Source organism: Mesorhizobium sanjuanii (assembly GCF_002529485.1).
Taxonomy (GTDB): domain Bacteria; phylum Pseudomonadota; class Alphaproteobacteria; order Rhizobiales; family Rhizobiaceae; genus Mesorhizobium; species Mesorhizobium sanjuanii.
In genome coordinates, this window is the sequence record NZ_NWQG01000085.1 from 35,268 (window position 1) to 53,865 (window position 18,598).

The following is an 18,598-nucleotide window of genomic DNA, read 5'->3' on the forward strand; positions in this document are numbered from 1 at the left end:
TGCTAACTACATGTTTTTGCGTAGTAAACTCGGCCTGGACCGTGAAATATCAATAGACGGTTAAGCAAATAGCGCGCACAATTTCACATTGGGAGGAAAGGAGAATCAACCTGGGGGCTGCAATGCGCGACCATTCAGAAATGGACCTGATGCTTAGGGGATATGGCTTGACCACGGCCAAGATTCTTTATCACTTCCCCGACCACCCGCATCTCTTACAGAGCTTCATCTGGCAGGACTACGACATCGCGCCGAAATTCCCGGTGCTGATAAGGTTCATCGAGTTCTGGAAGGCGAGGCTCGACGGGCCGCTGCACTCGGTGAGTTACACGCACCAGAAACTGATCTCGCCGAACGAATGGCGCAAGGTCGATGGCGAGTTCGTGCTGCATTAGGGTGTGGTGGGATTCAGGTGAGGCCGGCCTGACCTGAATCTCAACACACCCTGGCCGGTGCATTGATGCATCGCGACGGTCAAACCGCCGGTGGGTTCAGCCGAGCGAAACCTTCCTGGCGCCGATAGGGGAAATACGGATAGGGCGCGGTGACCTCGCTTGCGGCGTCGAGCTTTTTCATCTGCTCCGGCGTCAGCGCCCAGCCGACCGCGCCGAGGTTCTGGCGAAGCTGTTGCTCGTTACGGGCGCCGATGATGACGGACGATACGGTCGGGCGCTGCAAGAGCCAGTTGATGGCGATCTGCGGCACGGTCCTGCCGGTTTCCCCGGCTATCGCGTCGAGCGCGTCGACGACCCGGTAGAGATGTTCGTCCTCGACCGGCGGTCCGAAGCTTGCGGTGTCGTGCAGCCGGCTCTTTTCCGGCAACTTCTCGCCGCGGCGGATCTTACCGGTCAGGCGTCCCCAGCCGAGCGGGCTCCAGACCAGCGCGCCGACGCCCTGGTCGAGGCCGAGCGGCATCAGTTCCCATTCATAGTCGCGCCCGACCAACGAATAATAGACCTGGTGGGCGACGTAGCGCGGATGGCCGTGCCTGTCCGCCAGGCCGAGCGATTTCATCACTTGCCAGCCGGAGAAATTGGAGACGCCGATATAGCGCAGCTTGCCGGCGCGCACGAGGTCATCCAGCGCCGACAGCACCTCTTCGATCGGTGTGCCGGCGTCGAAAGCGTGCAGTTGCAAGAGATCGATATAGTCGGTTCCGAGACGCCTCAGCGCATCGTCCACTGATCTGATCAGCCGCGAACGCGACGAGCCGTAGTCGGCCGGCCCGTCACCCATCGGCAGCGAGGTCTTGGTCGAGATCAGCACGGCATCGCGGCGGCCTTTGATCGCCGCGCCGAGCACCTCTTCCGAAGCACCGTTCGAATAGACATCGGCGGTGTCGAACAGGTTGACGCCTGCCTCGAGGCAGATGTCGACCAGCCGGCGTGCCTCCTGCGCATCGCTGTTGCCCCAGGCGCCGAACAGCGGCCCGGAACCGCCAAAAGTTCCAGCGCCGAACGAGAGCGCCGGGACCTTCAGGCCCGAGGCGCCAAGGCGTCGATAGTCCATCTTTTTCTCCTATGATGACAAAGAGGATTTGGATTTCATCGAACTCGCTTACGAGCAGGCGGTTGCCGGTTCGCCGAGTGTCGGGCGATCAAGACGCAGTGCCAGCGCAGCCACGCCGAGCGCTGCGAGCGGCAGCAGGGCGGCGACCCAGGTGACGGCGTCGAGGCCGGGACCATGGGCGATGACCACGCCGCCAAGCCACGCGCCGGCGGCGTTGCCAAGATTGAAGGCTGCGATGTTGAACGACGAAGCCAGGCTCTGGCCGGCGCCTTGGGCCTTTTCCAGCACCCACATCTGCAACGGCGCCACAGTGGCGAAGGCGGCAGCACCCAGCAGGCCGACATAAATGACGGTCATCGTCTGGCTGTGCAGGGCAAAGGTCATTGTGCCGAGCACCAGCGCCAGCACGACGAGGCTGCCGAGGACCGACGGCACCAGCCAGCGGTCGGCGAACTTGCCGCCCAGCAGATTGCCGGCGATGAGCCCGCCGCCGAAGACAAGCAGGATCGGCGACACGGCGGCTTCCGCAAAGCCGCTGATCTCGGTCAGCAGAGGTGCGATATAGGTGAAGACGGCGAATACTCCGGCATAGCCAAGCACGGTGGTGGCGAAGCCAAGCAGGACGGGCTTGCGGCCGAGCACGGCGAGATCGGCGCGCAGGTTGCTTTTCTCGGGAGCGACCTGGCTGCGTGGTATCAGCAGCAGGATGATTGCGAAAGCTGCCAGTCCAACCGCGGTCACGGCCCAGAAGGTCGCCCGCCAGCCGAAGGCTTGGCCAAGCCAGGTGCCGAAGGGAACGCCGAGGACGTTGGCGATGGTCAGGCCGGTGAACATCAGCGCGATCGCCGAGGCTTGTCTGTTGGGCGCGACCAGTCCGGTCGCGACGACCGAGCCGACGCCGAAGAAGGTGCCGTGAGCAAAGGCGGTGATCACGCGGGCGCCCATCAGCGTCCAGTAATCCGGGGCGAGCGCGCAGGCGAGATTGCCCAGCGTGAAGATCGCCATCAGCGCCAGAAGCACGGTCTTGCGCGGCCAGCTTCCTGTGGCGATGGTCAAAAGCGGCGCGCCCACGACAACGCCCAGCGCATAGCCCGAAATGAGCTGGCCGGCGGCCGAGATCGACACACCGAGATCTTTGCTGACATCGAGCAGCAGGCCCATAATGACGAATTCGGTGACGCCAATGCCGAAGGCGCCGGCGGCGAGGGCGTAAAGAGCAAGAGGCATGGTCATCGTCCTGTTGGTGGCAAAGGACGCTGTTTCCCCGCGTCCCGACCGGAAGATCGTGTCGCGGTGAACTGTGAACCAGACTTGCTCCAGGCATATTTTCTGTGAAATAGATTCACGAATGTCGAGACCTGACATCAATCGCTCCGGCGAGATCGAAGTGTTCGTTCGTGTCGTCGAGGCCGGTAGTTTTTCGGCGGCGGCGCGGGCGCTGCGGATGACGCCCTCGGCGGTGAGCAAGCTGATCGCACGGCTGGAAGCGCGGCTCGGCGCACGGCTCGTCAGCCGTTCGACGCGCAAGTTGCAGCTCACCCCGGAGGGCATCGCTTTCCACGACAGCGGCATGCGCATCCTCGCCGACATGGATGCGGCCGAACGCGAAGCGGCGGCAGGGGCAGCACCCCGCGGCCTGCTGCGCGTCAACAGCTACGTGCCGTTCGGGCAGCACCGGCTGATCCCGCTGCTGCCGCGCTTCCTCGAACGTTATCCCGAGATCTCCGTCGACGCGGTGCTGACCGATAGCGTCATCGACCTGATGGAGGAGCGCGCCGATGTCGCCATCCGGGCCGGGCCGCTCCGCGAGTCACGGCTGGTGGCGCGCAAGCTCGGCCAGAGCCGGATGGTGGTGGTTGCCGCCCCGTCCTACCTTGAGGCGCGCGGCGCGCCGCGTCTGCCTGCCGACCTCGATCATCACAACCGCCTTGCCTTCGGCTTCGCGCGCTACATTGATGGTTGGCCGTTCGCCGATACGGCCGGAGCATCTTTTACGGTTCCGGTCACCGGCAATGCGATGGTCAGCGACGGCGAGGCGATGCGGTTGACGGCGCTAGCCGGTGCAGGCATTGCCCGGCTGGCGCGCTGGCATGTCGAACCCGACATTGCCGCCGGTCGGCTGGTGCCGCTGCTGGAAGAGTTCAACCCCGGCGATGTCGAGCCGACGCACGCCGTCTATGTCGGCCAAGGCAAGCATCTGCCGGCCAGGGTGCGGGCTTTTCTCGATTTTCTGGTGGAGAGCGTGCGGCTCTGATGGAAGAAAAGCCGCGCGCCCGGAGGACGCGCGACTTCCCATAAACGGAGCCGGACGCTGCCTGCTAGGCCTTCGGCGCGAAAGGCGCGGGCCGCCGACCGGCAGCCTGTCGCTCCAGCATCCAGCCGGGATATTCGGCCGGCAGCGCGCTGACCTCATCGAGCCTGGCCAGATCGTCGGCGTCGAGCTTCAGCTCGGTGGCGGCAAGGTTCTGTTCGAGCTGCTCCATGCGGCTGGCGCCGATGATGACGCTCATCACGAAGGGTTTGGCCAGGACATAGCCGAGCGCCACGGTGGCGACGCTGACGCCGTGCTTTTTGGCGATGTCGCGCATGACGGCAACCGCCGCCCAGGCGCGGTCCTCGTTCACCGGCGGGAAGTTGAAGGAGGCGCGGCGGCCTTCGCCATTGCCAGGCGCGCCGGGGCCGTATTTGCCGGAGAGCAGGCCGCCGGCCATTGGCGACCAGACCATCAGCCCGAGCTTTTCCTCGTTGAGCAGCGGCACGATCTCGCGCTCGAGGTCGCGGCCGGCGATCGAGTAATAGGATTGCACCGTCTCGAAGCGGGCAAAACCCTTGCGCTCGGCGATGCCCAGCGCCTTGGCGATGCGCCAGGCCTGCCAGTTGGAAACGCCGACATAGCGCACCTTGCCGCTGGCAACGAGATCGTCGAGTGCTCGAAGCGTCTCGTCGATCGGTGTCACCGCGTCGGTGCCGTGCAGCTGGTAAAGATCGATATGGTCGAGCTGAAGCCGCTCGAGGCTGGCATCGACCGAATCCATGATGTGGCCGCGTGAGGAACCGCGCTGGTTCGGCCCGCCGCCCATGGCGCCGTGCACCTTGGTGGCGATGACCACGTCCTGCCTCTCAACGCCGAGATCCCTGAGCGATTGGCCAAGAAGCTGTTCCGATGCGCCAAAGGAGTAGACGTCTGCCGTATCGAAGAAGTTGACGCCGGCGGCGATTGACCGGGAGACAATCTCGTTGACTCCCATCTGGTCGAGGCTGGCGATCAGGCCCCATTGGGCATTTTCACCGGCGGCGCCGAAGGTCATGGTGCCGAGGCAGAGTTCGGAGACGAACATCCCCGTGTTTCCGAGTTGATTGTAGCGCATGGTGCGGCTCCAGAGGATTTGGTGATGACGCTCAGCAAATAGGAACGATACGTTTCGTTTCTAGAGGTGGCGCAATGGACCTGTCAGGTTGGCATAACGATTTATCGGCTACCGAAGATCGCGGAGCCGACCCTGACGCTGGTGGCGCCGAAGGCGATGGCCGTCTCGTAGTCGCCGGACATGCCCATCGACAGTTTTGCGACACCAGCCTCCGCGCCGAGTTTCTCCAGCAGCGCGAAATGCGGGCCGGGGTTCTCGCCAGCCGGCGGGATGCACATCAGGCCAGCGATGGCGAGACCATGGGCATCGCGGCAGCGCGCGACGAAAGCGACAGCCTCGCGCGGTTCGATGCCGGCCTTTTGCGGTTCTGAACCGGTGTTGACCTGGACGTAAAGTTTCGGCTCGCGGCCCTGCCGGGCGATTTCCTTGGCTAGCTCGGCGGCGATCTTCTCGCGATCGACCGTCTCGATGACGTCGAACAACGCGACCGCCTCCCTGGCCTTGTTCGATTGCAGCGGGCCGATCAGATGCAACTCGATATCCGGAAATTCCGCCTTCAGCGCCGGCCACTTGGCCTGCGCTTCCTGCACGCGGTTTTCGCCGAAGATACGCTGGCCGGCCTCGATGACCGGGCGGATGTCGACGGAGTCGAAGGTTTTCGACACCGCGACCAGCGTGACGGCGCCGGCGTCACGACCGGCCTCATGCTCGGCGGCGGCGATCTTCGCCTTGACCGTGGAAAGCTGTTCGACGGGGCTCGCCATGCCTATATCCTGCCTGTCTTTTCATGCTCGCCGGATCGCCGCAGTTGACGGGTCCGGCAATCCATGGTGAACACCGCGACGACATTTTCCTGGCCGCCGGCCATTGTCCGGCGGCTCGTGCCTGCTTTTAAGTGAAAAACATCCGATGGCAACCGAACGATACAATCCGCGCGCGTCAGAGCCCAAATGGCAGAAGGCCTGGGCTGAAAAGAAGCTGTTTGAAGCGCATAACGACGACCCCCGCCCGAAATACTACATGCTGGAGATGTTCCCCTATCCGTCGGGGCGCATCCATATCGGCCATGTGCGTAACTATACGATGGGCGACGTGGTGGCGCGCTACAAGCGGGCCAAGGGTTTCAACGTGCTGCACCCTATCGGTTGGGATGCCTTCGGCCTTCCGGCCGAAAACGCGGCGCGCGACAACAATGTCAACCCACGCGACTGGACCTACGCCAATATCAAAACGATGAAGGACCAGTTGAAGTCGATGGGTTTGTCTTGGGACTGGGCCCGCGAGTTCGCCACCTGCGACGCAAGCTACTACAAGCACCAGCAGAAGATGTTCCTGGATTTCTGGAAGGCCGGGCTGGCCGAGCGAAAATCGGCGAAGGTCAACTGGGATCCGGTCGATATGACGGTGCTCGCCAACGAACAGGTCATCGACGGGCGCGGCTGGCGATCTGGCGCACTGGTCGAGCAGCGCGACCTGACGCAATGGTTCTTCAAGATTACCTCGATGGCGCAGGAATTGCTGGACGGCCTGTCGACGCTGGAGCGCTGGCCGGACAAGGTCAAGCTGATGCAGGCCAACTGGATCGGCCGCTCGGAAGGCCTGCTGATACGCTGGCCGCTGACTGCCGCTACGGCGCCCGCCGGCGAGCGCGAGCTCGACGTCTACACGACCCGGCCCGACACTATTTTCGGCGCCTCGTTCATGGCAATTGCGGCGGACCATCCGTTGGCGAAAAGGGCTGCGGAAAACAACGCCGAGCTGGCCGCCTTCATCAAGGATATCAAGCGCGGCGGTACGGCGACCGCCGAGATCGAGACCGCCGAGAAGAGGGGTTTTGATACCGGCATCCGTGTCGTCCATCCGTTCGACGAGAGTTGGACGCTGCCGGTCTATGTCGCCAACTTCGTGCTCATGGACTATGGCACCGGGGCCATCTTCGGTTGTCCATCCGGCGATCAGCGCGATCTCGACTTCGCCAACAAATACGGGCTGCCGGTCATTCCGGTAGTGATGCCGGAAGGTGCCGACGCCAGAACCTTCCAGATCACCGAGGAAGCCTATACCGACGACGGCGTGATGATCAATTCGCGCTTCCTTGACGGTATGACGCCACAGGCCGCATTCGATGAGGTCGCGACCAGGCTGTCAGGCGTCGCTATCGGCAATCGGCCGCAGGCTGAGCGCAAGGTGCAGTTTCGACTGCGCGATTGGCTGGTCTCGCGCCAACGTTGCTGGGGCGCACCAATCCCGGTGATCTATTGCGACGATTGCGGCGCCGTGCCCGTGCGCGCGGAGAATTTGCCGGTCGAGTTGCCGGATCACCTGTCCTTCGACAAGCCAGGCAATCCGCTGGACAATCATCCGACGTGGAAGCATGTCGACTGTCCACAATGTGGCAAGCCGGCGCGACGCGACACCGATACGATGGACACGTTTGTTGATTCATCCTGGTATTTCGCGCGCTTCACAGACCCGTGGAACGAGGCTGCGCCGACAACGATGGCCGTGGTCGATGGCAAGAACGGCTGGCTGCCGGTCAACCAATACATCGGCGGTGTCGAGCATGCGATCCTGCACCTGCTCTATTCGCGCTTCTTCACCCGCGCCATGAAGGCGACCGGCCATCTCAATGTGGTCGAAGAGCCGTTCGATGGCCTGTTTACCCAAGGCATGGTTGTGCACGAGACCTACCGTGTCGGCAGCGGCGCCAACGGCCAGTATGTCACTCCGGCGGAGGTCAGGGTTGACATGATCGATGGGGAGCGAAAGGCGGCCTTGATCAGCGACGGCACGCCGGTAGAGATCGGCGCAATCGAGAAAATGTCGAAGTCGAAGAAGAATGTCGTCGATCCCGATGATATCTTGGCAAACTACGGTGCTGACACCGCACGCTGGTTCGTGCTGTCCGACTCGCCGCCCGACCGCGACGTGATCTGGACGGAAGCTGGCGTCGAGGGCGCACACCGCTTCGTGCAGCGCGTCTGGCGTCAGGTGTCGGAGGCAGCACCCGCGCTGGCAGGGGTATCACCTGCACAAGGCGTTTCCGGCCCCGCGCTTGAACTGTCGCGTATGGCGCATCGTGCCGCCAAGCAGGTGGCCGAGGATATCGAGAGGATCGCTTTCAACAAAGGCATCGCTCGGCTCTATGAATTGGTCAACGCCATCCAGGCGCTTGCGCCCGCAGGCGCTTTCACGGTCAGCCAAAGTGAGACCAGCGGGCCTAATGTCTTGGGTGGCAGAAGTCTGAACCCGGAAAACGCTCCGGCGTTGCGTCAGGCGCTGGAAATGCTGGTCATCATGATCGCGCCGATGATGCCGCATCTGGCCGACGAATGCTGGTCGACCTTGGGCGGGACAGGATTTGTCGCCGAGCGGCCGTGGCCGGTCTATGATCCGGCGCTCGTCGTCGACAGCGAGATCGTGCTGCCGGTCCAGGTCAACGGCAAGAAACGCGGCGATTTGACAATTGCCCGCGACGCGGACCAAGGTGCGGTCGAAAAAGCGGTTCTGGCTCTCGACTTCGTGCAGAAAGCGCTCGAAGGTAAGGCTCCGCGCAAGGTGATCATCGTGCCGCAGAGGATCGTCAATGTCGTTGCCTGACTTAGGGAAGACAGAAGTGACGCATTTGCTGCGCCGTATCGCGCTTTGCGGCCTGGTCGCTTCGGTTGCGCTGGTTTCGGCCTGTACGGTTCGTCCGCTCTATTCGAGCGCGCCGCTGTCTGCCGGCTCGCAAGTCGGCGCCGCCGCCGAACTGGCATCGATCTCGATAAAGCCGGTCAAGACCCGCTACGCCCAGCAGGTCCGCAACAATCTGATCTTCGCGCTCGGCCAGGGCGCGGGCGAGCCGGCTTCGCCGGTCTATTCGCTCGATCTCGGCGTCACCGAACTCGTCGAATCCGCTGCGATCGTGCAGATCCAGACCGACGAGGACGAGCCGACGGCGGGCACTGTGACGCTGACCGCGAACTATGTGCTGACCGACGCCAAGACCGGCACGGCGATCGCGAGGGGCAAGCGCTCGATCGCGTCGTCCTTCGACAAGCCGCGCCAGGAGTTCGCCTCCTACAGGGCGCAGATCGACGCCGAGAATCGCGCCGCGCGCGAGCTGGCCGATCTGCTGCGGCTGTCGATCGCCCAGGATCTGATCAAGCACGGCAAGACCGCGGCGGCGGGTTAGACCGAATTAGATTATCACTGACACGGAGACAAAAAAGGCCGATCGCTCGGCCTTTTTTGCGGAAATATAGTGCCTTGATTCAGCCGATCGTCTGGCCGGTCTTTGCCCAATCGGCCAGGAACTGCTCCAGACCCTTGTCGGTCAGCGGGTGCTTGACCAAAGCCTTCAGCGTGGCCGGCGGCACGGTCGCGACGTCGGCGCCGATCAAGGCAGCCTGCTTGACATGGTTCACGGTGCGCACCGAAGCCACGAGGATCTCCGTCTGGAAATCGTAATTGTCGTAGATCTGACGAATCTCCTGGATCAATTCCATGCCGTCGATGCCGATGTCGTCGATGCGGCCGACGAAGGGCGAGATGAACGAGGCGCCGGCCTTGGCGGCGAGCAGCGCCTGGTTGGCCGAGAAGCACAGCGTGACGTTGACCATACGGTTCATCTCGGTGCGGATCGTCTTGCAGGCCTTCAGCCCGTCCAGCGTCAGCGGCACCTTGATGCAGACATTGTCGGCGATCTTGGCAAGAGCCTTGGCCTGCTGGATCATCTCCTGATATTCGGTGGCAGTGACTTCAGCCGAGACCGGACCCTTGACGATATCGCAGATCTGCTTGGTGACCTCAGCAATCTTGCCGCCGGATTTCAGGATCAGCGAAGGGTTGGTGGTGACGCCGTCGAGAAGTCCCAGATCATTCAGCTCGCGGATATCCTTGACGTCGGCGGTGTCGACAAAAAATTTCATGGCAGTCTCCTGAAGATTTTCGTGTGCATGCCATGCACATTCGGGGTCGGTCTTTGCTCTAGACGAAAGTCGGGGCAAGGTCACGTCTCATGATGGAAGATTCGCCCTTTGTCGCGGCCGCACCGGTGCTGGTGCCGATGCCGGCCGAGCGACCCTACACCTATGCCGTGCCCGCCGGCATGCGCGTGGTGCCGGGTTCGATCGTACGCGTGCCGCTCGGCCCGCGCCAGGTCGCCGGCATCGTCTGGGACGGCACTGTCGAAAAGGTCGATGCGAGGAAATTGCGTCCGATCGAGCAGGTCTTCGACTGTCCGCCGATCGACCGCGCGATGCGCCGCTTCGTCGACTGGCTGGCGCAATACACGCTGTCGGCGCCCGGCATGGTGGCGCGCATGCTGCTCAGGGCGCCGGAAGCCTTCGATCCGGAACCGTGGATCGAGGGACTGCAACGCACCTTGGCCATGCCCGACCGCATGACGGATGCGCGCATGCGTGTGCTGGAGACGGCCGAAGGCGGGCTTGCCTGGACGCGATCCGGTCTGGCGCACGCGGCCGGCGTGTCGTCGACCGTCATCGACGGGCTGAAGGCGCAAGGCGTGTTCGAGACCGTGATGATCCCGCCGCGGCCGGTGGTCGCAGCACCCGACCCTGACTATGCCCGGCCTTCGCTGATGCCGGACCAGAGCGATGCGTCGGCCATGCTGCGCGCCAATGTCGCGGCCGGCGCATTCGGCGTCACCCTGCTTGACGGGGTGACCGGGTCCGGCAAGACGGAGGTCTATTTCGAGGCGGTGGCCGCGGCGCTCGACCGGGGTAGCCAAGTGCTGATCCTTCTGCCGGAGATCGCGCTGACGCATGCCTTCCTCGAACGCTTCCAGGAGCGGTTCGGCGCCAAGCCGGCGGAATGGCATTCGGATCTGCCGCCAAGGATGCGCGAACGTGTCTGGAGGCAAGTGGCTGAAGGCAACGTGCGCGTTGTCGCGGGCGCGCGTTCGGCGTTGTTCCTGCCGTTCAAGGAGCTCGGGCTGATCGTCGTCGACGAGGAGCACGACCCCGCCTACAAGCAGGAGGACCGCGTCTTCTACAATGCCCGCGACATGGCGGTGGTGCGCGGCCATATCGGTGGCTTCCCGGTCGTGCTCGCCTCGGCAACGCCGTCGGTCGAAAGCCGGGTCAATGCGCAACAGGGCCGCTACAGCAGGGCGGTGCTTTCGGCGCGCTTCGCCGAGGCGGCTCTCCCCGACCTGAAGACGATCGACATGCGGCGTGCGCCGCCGGCGCGTGGCGGCTTCCTGTCACCGATGCTGCTTGGTCACATGCGCCAGACGCTGGAGAGGAAGGAGCAGTCGTTGCTGTTCCTCAACCGGCGCGGCTATGCGCCGCTGACGCTGTGCCGGGTCTGCGGCCACCGCTTCGGCTGCCCGGTCTGCTCGGCCTGGCTGGTCGAGCACCGCTTTCGCGGCCAGCTCGTCTGCCACCATTGCGGGCACAATGAGAAGCGCCCGGAAGCCTGCCCCGAATGCGGCACGCTCGACCATCTGGTAGCGTGCGGACCGGGCGTCGAGCGCATCGCCGAGGAGGTGGTGACGCATTTCCCCGACGCCCGCACCATCGTGCTCTCATCGGATCTGATGGGCGGGGTGCGGCGGCTCAGGCTCGAGTTGGAGGCCATTGCCAATGGCGAGGCCGATATCGTCATCGGCACGCAGTTGGTCGCCAAGGGCCATAATTTCCCAAATATGACTCTGGTCGGCGTCGTCGACGCTGATCTTGGCCTTGCCAATGGCGATCCGCGCGCCGCCGAGCGCACCTTCCAGCTGCTTAGCCAGGTGACCGGCCGCGCCGGCCGCACCGGCAAGAAAAGCCTTGGCCTGCTGCAAACCTTCCAGCCCGACCATCCGGTGATGCGGGCGATCGTCTCCGGCGATGCCGAGGCTTTTTATGAGCGCGAGATCGCCGAGCGCGAGCGGGCGGCGCTACCGCCTTTCGGCCGGCTCGCCGGCGTCATCGTCAGCGCGGTGACGCGGGCGGAAGCCGAGGGCCATGCCAGGGGCCTGCGCCGCGCGGCGCCCGAGGCCACCGACCTGTTCGTGCTCGGACCGGCCGAGGCGCCGCTGTCATTGCTCGGCGGACGCCATCGCTTCCGTCTGCTGATCCAGGGCGAAAAGCGCGCCGACATGCAAGGCTTCATCCGCGCCATGCTGGCCAACGGGCCGAAACAACGCGGCTCGGTCAGGGTGCAGGTCGATATCGATCCGCAGAGTTTTTTGTAATGCGTGATATCGGCGATAGGATTGCCTCAAAGCCAGTGAGGAATGGACGATCCCATGAAAACCCTTGGCCTTCTCGGCGGCATGAGCTGGGAATCGACCGCCATCTACTATCGCCTGCTCAACGAGATCGTGCGCGAGCGGCTTGGCGGGCTGCATTCGGCGAAATTGCTGCTCTGGTCGTTCGACTTTGCCGAGATCGCGGAGCGGCAGCACCACGGCGACTGGCACGGCGCCGGCCTGCTTCTGATTCAGGCCGCGCGCAAGCTCGAGTCCGGCGGGGCTGAAGGTCTGCTGCTGTGCACCAACACAATGCACAAGCTCGCCGATGAGGTGCAGGCTGCCGTGTCGATTCCGCTCATTCATATCGCCGATGCCACGGCGGTCGCCGTCAAGAGCGCTGGCGTCGACCGCCCGGCGCTGCTCGCGACCCGCTTCACCATGGAACAAGATTTCTACAAGGGACGGCTTGCCGACCGATACGGTCTGCAACCAGTGGTGCCGGAGCAGGCCGGTCGCGACATGGTGCACAAAGTAATCTATGACGAACTCTGCCAAGGTGTCGTCAGCACTGAATCGAAGGCGGCCTACATTGACGAGATCACCCGCATGCGACGTGACGAAAAGATCGACGGCGTTATCATGGGCTGCACCGAGATCACCATGCTCATCGGCCAGCGGGATTTCGACATTCCGGTGTTCGATACGACGCGCATCCATGCCGAGGCGGCGGCCGACTTCGCGCTCGCTTGATACGCGCTTCCTAAAGTGCCGGCCGCCATCTGGCGCGGGGGTTTTCCTTCGTTAGAATGCCCAAAATTTCGAAACAGTCATCTTCGAGGGGACAAGGATGGAATTTGCGTTTCCATGGCCGATGAGCCAGGGCGAGTGGCTGGCATGGTCGAGCGCCGTCGTGACCTTGGCTCTCGGCCTGCTTCTGTTCCTGGCGCCGGGGCTGGCCTTCCGGATCCTGCGGCTGCAGGTCAAGCCCGAAAAGGCGGCTGCGATCGCGGAAGGGCGCGGCCGCATGTCCGGTTTCTATCTCGGCGTCAGCCTGTGCTGCATCCTTCTGGCGCAGCCGCTACTCTACATGGCGCTTGGCTTTTCCTGGCTGTTCACCGCTTTCGGCCGGCTGCTGTCGATGATGTCGGACGGCGCCAACACGCCTTTCAACTGGGTTTCCATCGCGGTGGAATTGGTACTGGCTGCCTTGCCGCTTGCCTTCGCCTTCGGCTTTTTGCCCTGAATACAAAGGCTAATCCAAGGGCTTCGGTCGGACTCCGCCGCCGGATGCGACAATAGTGCCTGAAAACCATGCGGAAGGACGCATTGCGGTCTTAAAATGCCTGTGCTAGACGGCAATCGACTTTCGGCCGGGGATAGCGGAAGCCGCGCCTCCGTGCTTAAAAAAATGCAGTAAGGTCAAAGATTTAGCCAGAGTTTATTGCTCGCGCCAACAATCTGCGGCCTGTCAGACAAGAGAAAAGACGGTCCGTGGCCCAATCGTCATCGCCAATCTCAGGTGTCGCAGAGCGCTATGCGGGTTCGCTGTTCGAGCTCGCCCAGCAGGCAAATTCGGTCGCCAAGGTCGAAGCCGACCTCAACAGCTTCCAAGCCATGCTCGACGGCAGCGCCGACCTTGCCCGGCTGATCAAGAGCCCGGTGTTTTCCAGCGAGGACCAGGCCAAGGCCATCGCGGCGATCGCCGACAAGGCAGGGATCACCGGCCTCACCGGTAATTTCCTGCGTGTCGTCGCCAGCAATCGCCGGCTGTTCGCGGTGCCGGGCATGATCAAGGCGTTCCGCCAGATCGCCGCCGAACATCGCGGCGAGGCCGCCGCCGAGGTCACCTCCGCGCATGCGCTGACGGCGGCCCAGCAGACGGAACTCAAGGCCGCGCTGAAAAGCGTTGCCGGCAAGGATGTGGCGATCACCGTCACCGTCGATCCGTCGCTGCTCGGCGGGCTGGTGGTCAAGATGGGCTCGCGCCAGATCGATACGTCGCTCAAAACCAAACTCAATTCGCTCAAGCTTGCACTGAAAGAGGTCGGCTGATGGACATCCGCGCCGCGGAAATTTCCGCAATTCTGAAAGACCAGATCAAGAATTTCGGCAAGGAGGCCGAGGTCTCCGAAGTCGGCCAGGTGCTGTCCGTCGGTGACGGCATCGCCCGCGTCTACGGCCTCGACAACGTCCAGGCCGGCGAGATGGTCGAATTCCCCGGCGGCATCCGCGGCATGGCGCTCAACCTCGAAGCCGACAATGTCGGCGTCGTCATCTTCGGCGCCGACCGCGACATCAAGGAAGGCGACACCGTCAAGCGCACCGGCGCCATCGTCGACGTGCCGGTCGGTCCTGGCCTGCTCGGCCGCGTCGTCGACGCGCTCGGCAATCCGATCGACGGCAAGGGCCCGATCAAGGCGACCGAACGCAAGCGCGTCGACGTCAAGGCGCCCGGCATCATCCCGCGCAAGTCGGTGCATGAGCCGATGTCGACCGGCCTCAAGGCCATCGACGCGCTGATCCCGGTCGGTCGCGGCCAGCGCGAACTGGTCATCGGCGATCGCCAGACCGGCAAGACCGCGATCATCCTCGACACGATGCTCAACCAGAAATCGGTGCACGACAACGGCCCGGAGAAGGAAAAGCTCTACTGCGTCTACGTCGCCGTCGGCCAGAAGCGCTCGACCGTCGCACAGTTCGTCAAGGTGCTGGAGGAGCGGGGCGCGCTCGACTACTCCATCATCATCGCCGCCACCGCATCCGATCCGGCGCCGATGCAGTTCCTGGCGCCGTTCGCCGGCTGCACCATGGGCGAATATTTCCGCGACAACGGCATGCATGCGCTGATCAGCTATGACGATCTGTCGAAGCAGGCCGTCGCCTACCGCCAGATGTCGCTCCTGCTGCGCCGCCCGCCGGGCCGTGAAGCTTATCCGGGCGACGTGTTCTACCTGCATTCGCGCCTGCTCGAGCGGGCCGCCAAGCTCAACGACGACAATGGCAATGGTTCGCTGACCGCGCTGCCGATCATCGAGACGCAGGCCAATGACGTGTCGGCGTATATCCCGACCAATGTCATTTCGATCACCGACGGCCAGATCTTCCTGGAAACCAATCTGTTCTTCCAGGGCATCCGTCCGGCGGTCAATGTCGGCCTGTCGGTGTCGCGCGTCGGTTCCTCGGCGCAGATCAAGGCGATGAAGCAGGTTGCCGGCTCGATCAAGGGCGAACTCGCGCAGTACCGCGAAATGGCGGCCTTCGCACAGTTCGGCTCCGACCTCGACGCCGCCACGCAGCGCCTGCTCAACCGCGGCTCGCGCCTGACCGAACTTTTGAAGCAGCCGCAGTTCTCGCCGCTGAAGGTCGAAGAGCAGGTCGCAGTGATCTTCGCCGGCGTCAACGGTTATCTCGACAAGCTGGCGGTCAACCAGGTCGGCAAGTTCGAGCATGGCCTGCTTAGCCACATGCGCTCGGCCGGCAAGGACGTGCTTGACGGCATCCGCAAGGAAAAGGCGCTGTCGGACGATCTGCGCGCCAAGCTGAAGGCGGAAATCGACGCCTTCGCCAAGACCTTCGCTTGAACGAAGCCGGGAATCAGGTTTGAAGCATGGCTTCGTTAAAAGACCTTCGTAACCGTATCGCCTCGGTCAAGGCGACGCAGAAGATCACCAAGGCGATGCAGATGGTCGCCGCGGCGAAGCTGCGTCGCGCGCAGGAAGCCGCGGAAGCCGCGCGCCCCTATTCGGAGCGCATGGGCGCGGTGCTGGCCAACATCACCCAGGCGATCGGCGGCGGCGGCGATGCTCCCGCGCTGATGACCGGCACCGGCAAGGATGACGTGCACCTGCTCGTCGTGTGCACCGCCGAGCGCGGCCTGTGCGGTGGCTTCAATTCGCAGATCGCCCGTCTCGCCCGCGACCATATCCGCAAGCTCCTGGCCGACGGCAAGCAGGTCAAGATCATCTGCGTCGGCAAGAAGGGCTTTGACATATTGCGCCGCGAATACGCTGCGCAGATCATCGACCGCGTCGATCTGCGCGAGGTCAAGACACTTGGCTTCGTCAATGCCGACGCGATCGCCAAGAAGGTGATCAGCCTCTTCAACGAGGGCGGCTTCGACATCTGCACGCTGTTCTATTCGCAGTTCAAGTCGGTGATCAGCCAGATCCCGACGGCGCAGCAGATCATCCCGGCCGGCGTGCCTTCGGTTGCCGCCGAGACGACGAATGGCGGCAACGCCGTCTATGAATATGAGCCGGAGCCGGGCGAAATCCTCTCCGACCTCATTCCGCGCAACATCTCGGTCCAGGTCTTCCGCGCGCTGCTCGAAAACGCAGCCGGCGAGATGGGCGCCAAGATGAGCGCCATGGACAATGCGACGCGCAACGCCGGCGATATGATCAACAAATTGTCGATCACCTACAACCGCCAGCGGCAGGCGCAGATCACCAAGGAATTGATCGAAATCATTTCGGGCGCCGAGGCGCTCTAGGCGCGCGCCCGGAGGCCTCCGGCCTTCAGGCGGACTGCGTGAGAAACAAAGAGACGAAAAGGGCAAAGACGATGGCGAAAGCAGCGACCCCGAAGACGGCGGCTCCAAAGACCGCCGTAAAGGCGGCACCGGCAAAGGCTCCGGCAGCCGCGGCGAAGGCAGCTCCGGCCAAGAAGGCGGCCGCACCTGCCAAGGCCGCCGCAGCCAAGACGCCGAGCGCTTCCATCAAGAAAACCGGCCTTGCCGGCAAGGTTCGCCAGGTCATCGGCGCCGTCGTCGACGTGCAGTTTGGCGAGCATCTGCCGGCGATCCTGAACGCCCTGGAGACGATCAATGTCGGCAACCGCCTGGTGCTCGAGGTTGCCCAGCACCTCGGCGAGAACACCGTGCGCTGCATCGCCATGGACTCGACCGAAGGCCTGGTCCGCGGCCAGGAAGTCTATGACACCGGCGCGCCGATCACCGTGCCGGTCGGCCCGGGCATGCTCGGCCGCATCATCAACGTCATCGGCGAGCCGGTCGACGAGGAAGGCCCGGTCAACGGCATCGAGATGCGCTCGATTCACCAGCCGGCCCCGACCTATGTCGAACAGTCGACGGAAGCGCAGATCCTCGTTACCGGCATCAAGGTTCTCGATCTGCTGGCACCCTACGCTCGCGGCGGCAAGATCGGCCTGTTTGGCGGCGCCGGCGTCGGCAAGACGGTGCTGATCCAGGAGCTGATCAACAACGTTGCCAAGGCGCATGGCGGCTTCTCGGTGTTCGCCGGCGTCGGCGAGCGCACCCGCGAAGGCAACGATCTCTACCACGAGTTCATCGAGTCCGGCGTCAACAAGAAGGGCGGCGGCGAAGGCTCCAAGGCGGCGCTCGTCTATGGCCAGATGAACGAGCCGCCGGGCGCGCGCGCCCGCGTCGGCCTGACCGGTCTGACGGTCGCCGAATATTTCCGCGACCAGGGCCAGGACGTGCTGTTCTTCGTCGACAACATCTTCCGCTTCACGCAGGCGGGTTCTGAAGTGTCGGCGCTGCTCGGCCGTATTCCTTCGGCCGTGGGCTATCAACCGACGCTCGCCACCGACATGGGCGCGCTGCAGGAGCGCATCACCACCACCACCAAGGGTTCGATCACCTCGGTGCAGGCGATCTACGTGCCGGCCGACGATCTGACCGACCCGGCGCCGGCGACCTCGTTCGCCCACCTCGACGCGACGACCGTGCTCAACCGCGCGATCTCGGAAAAGGGCATCTATCCGGCGGTCGATCCGCTGGACTCGACCTCGCGCATGCTCGACCCGATGGTCGTTGGCGAAGAGCACTACCAGGTCGCCCGCCAGGTGCAGTCGATCCTCCAGCGCTACAAGTCGCTGCAGGACATCATCGCCATCCTTGGCATGGACGAGCTGTCGGAAGAGGACAAGCAGACGGTTGCCCGCGCCCGCAAGATCGAGCGCTTCCTGTCGCAGCCCTTCTTCGTCGCCGAAGTGTTCACCGGGGCGCCGGGCAAGCTGGTCGACCTCGCCGACACCATCAAGGGCTTCAAGGGCCTCTGCAACGGCGACTACGACCACCTGCCGGAAGCCGCCTTCTACATGGTCGGCGGTATCGACGAAGCGGTCGAGAAAGCACAGCGCCTGGCGGCTGAAGCGGCGTAATTTAGGGAATAGGGAGTAGTCAGTAGTGGTTAGGGAATAGCAGCTGCGTGATGTGGGCCGGTTAGGGCCACTTGCTACTGCCTAGTTCCTATTCCCTACTCACTAAATTGACATGGCTGAAGCTTTCCAATTCGAACTGGTCTCGCCCGAGCGCCTGCTTGTCTCCGAGCAGGTCGAATCCGTCGTCATTCCGGGCGCCGAAGGCGAGATGACCGTGATGGCGCATCACGCGCCGGTCATGACCACGATCAAGCCGGGCGTCGTCACGGTGAAGACCGCTGCCGGCAAGGAGGAACGCTATGTGGTGTTTGGCGGCTTCGCCGACATCGTTCCTTCAGGCTGCACGCTGCTCGCCGAATCGGCGGTCGCCGTCGGCGACATCGACCGCGCC

Annotated in this window: 17 protein-coding genes; 12 read left to right on the forward strand and 5 right to left on the reverse strand. The window is 63.6% G+C overall.

Going from position 1 to position 18,598, the window contains the following annotated elements:
- Positions 1 to 122 precede the first annotated feature (122 nt).
- Positions 123 to 395: an usg protein gene (locus tag CN311_RS14800; protein WP_097574538.1), complete on the forward strand. Its 273-nt coding sequence runs from the start codon at positions 123 to 125 to the stop codon at positions 393 to 395.
- Between the two features lie 79 nt (positions 396 to 474).
- On the opposite strand, the gene CN311_RS14805 is transcribed toward CN311_RS14800, so the two are convergent.
- Entirely contained in the window at positions 475 to 1,509 is a 1,035-nt protein-coding gene (locus CN311_RS14805) for an aldo/keto reductase (RefSeq protein WP_097574539.1), read from the reverse strand.
- 48 nt (positions 1,510 to 1,557) lie between these two features.
- The gene (locus tag CN311_RS14810; protein ID WP_097574552.1) at positions 1,558 to 2,736 is read right to left on the reverse strand and encodes an MFS transporter; all 1,179 of its coding nucleotides are present in this window, start codon (positions 2,734 to 2,736) and stop codon (positions 1,558 to 1,560) included.
- Positions 2,737 to 2,857: 121 nt separating this feature from the next.
- Between CN311_RS14810 and CN311_RS14815 the strand changes: the two genes are divergently transcribed.
- Positions 2,858 to 3,763 (forward strand): LysR family transcriptional regulator, encoded by a 906-nt coding sequence (locus CN311_RS14815; protein WP_097574540.1) that lies wholly within the window; start codon positions 2,858 to 2,860, stop codon positions 3,761 to 3,763.
- 64 nt (positions 3,764 to 3,827) lie between these two features.
- Here CN311_RS14815 and CN311_RS14820 read toward each other — a convergent pair whose 3' ends face one another.
- Both CN311_RS14820 and CN311_RS14825 read right to left on the reverse strand, forming a co-directional pair.
- Positions 3,828 to 4,877 (reverse strand): aldo/keto reductase, encoded by a 1,050-nt coding sequence (locus tag CN311_RS14820; RefSeq protein ID WP_097574541.1) that lies wholly within the window; start codon positions 4,875 to 4,877, stop codon positions 3,828 to 3,830.
- 101 nt (positions 4,878 to 4,978) lie between these two features.
- Entirely contained in the window at positions 4,979 to 5,641 is a 663-nt protein-coding gene (locus CN311_RS14825) for a YggS family pyridoxal phosphate-dependent enzyme (RefSeq protein ID WP_097574542.1), read from the reverse strand.
- Positions 5,642 to 5,786: 145 nt separating this feature from the next.
- Between CN311_RS14825 and leuS the strand changes: the two genes are divergently transcribed.
- Both leuS and lptE read left to right on the forward strand, forming a co-directional pair.
- On the forward strand, positions 5,787 to 8,477 hold the full coding sequence (leuS, locus tag CN311_RS14830) for a leucine--tRNA ligase (protein ID WP_097574543.1): 2,691 nt from the start codon (positions 5,787 to 5,789) through the stop codon (positions 8,475 to 8,477).
- On the forward strand, positions 8,464 to 9,054 hold the full coding sequence (lptE, locus tag CN311_RS14835; protein WP_097574544.1) for an LPS assembly lipoprotein LptE: 591 nt from the start codon (positions 8,464 to 8,466) through the stop codon (positions 9,052 to 9,054). Before leuS ends, lptE begins: the two co-directional genes overlap by 14 nt.
- 79 nt (positions 9,055 to 9,133) lie before the next feature.
- On the opposite strand, the gene fsa is transcribed toward lptE, so the two are convergent.
- Positions 9,134 to 9,790 carry a fructose-6-phosphate aldolase gene (gene fsa / locus CN311_RS14840; RefSeq protein WP_097574545.1) on the reverse strand — a complete coding sequence of 219 codons (657 nt, stop codon included), beginning with the start codon at positions 9,788 to 9,790 and terminating at the stop codon, positions 9,134 to 9,136.
- A gap of 89 nt (positions 9,791 to 9,879) precedes the next feature.
- Between fsa and CN311_RS14845 the strand changes: the two genes are divergently transcribed.
- The 8 genes from CN311_RS14845 to CN311_RS14880 all read left to right on the forward strand — a co-directional run.
- A complete protein-coding gene (locus tag CN311_RS14845; protein ID WP_097574546.1) occupies positions 9,880 to 12,063 on the forward strand; it encodes a primosomal protein N' in 2,184 nt (727 codons plus the stop codon).
- 54 nt (positions 12,064 to 12,117) lie between these two features.
- Complete coding sequence (locus CN311_RS14850) at positions 12,118 to 12,813, forward strand: aspartate/glutamate racemase family protein (protein WP_097574553.1); 696 nt, start codon at positions 12,118 to 12,120, stop codon at positions 12,811 to 12,813.
- Positions 12,814 to 12,910: 97 nt separating this feature from the next.
- Entirely contained in the window at positions 12,911 to 13,306 is a 396-nt protein-coding gene (locus CN311_RS14855; protein WP_097574547.1) for an AGROH133_08824 family phage infection protein, read from the forward strand.
- Positions 13,307 to 13,554: 248 nt separating this feature from the next.
- On the forward strand, positions 13,555 to 14,115 hold the full coding sequence (locus CN311_RS14860; RefSeq protein WP_097574548.1) for a F0F1 ATP synthase subunit delta: 561 nt from the start codon (positions 13,555 to 13,557) through the stop codon (positions 14,113 to 14,115).
- Positions 14,115 to 15,644 carry a F0F1 ATP synthase subunit alpha gene (gene atpA / locus CN311_RS14865; protein WP_008873651.1) on the forward strand — a complete coding sequence of 510 codons (1,530 nt, stop codon included), beginning with the start codon at positions 14,115 to 14,117 and terminating at the stop codon, positions 15,642 to 15,644. The genes CN311_RS14860 and atpA overlap by 1 nt, the downstream gene beginning before the upstream one ends.
- Before the next feature lie 26 nt (positions 15,645 to 15,670).
- Positions 15,671 to 16,555 carry a F0F1 ATP synthase subunit gamma gene (locus CN311_RS14870; RefSeq protein ID WP_097574549.1) on the forward strand — a complete coding sequence of 295 codons (885 nt, stop codon included), beginning with the start codon at positions 15,671 to 15,673 and terminating at the stop codon, positions 16,553 to 16,555.
- Between the two features lie 71 nt (positions 16,556 to 16,626).
- Entirely contained in the window at positions 16,627 to 18,207 is a 1,581-nt protein-coding gene (gene atpD, locus CN311_RS14875; RefSeq protein ID WP_165779709.1) for a F0F1 ATP synthase subunit beta, read from the forward strand.
- A 112-nt stretch (positions 18,208 to 18,319) separates the two neighbouring features.
- On the forward strand, positions 18,320 to 18,598 hold a 279-nt coding region (locus CN311_RS14880; protein WP_097574550.1), incomplete at its 3' end, for a F0F1 ATP synthase subunit epsilon.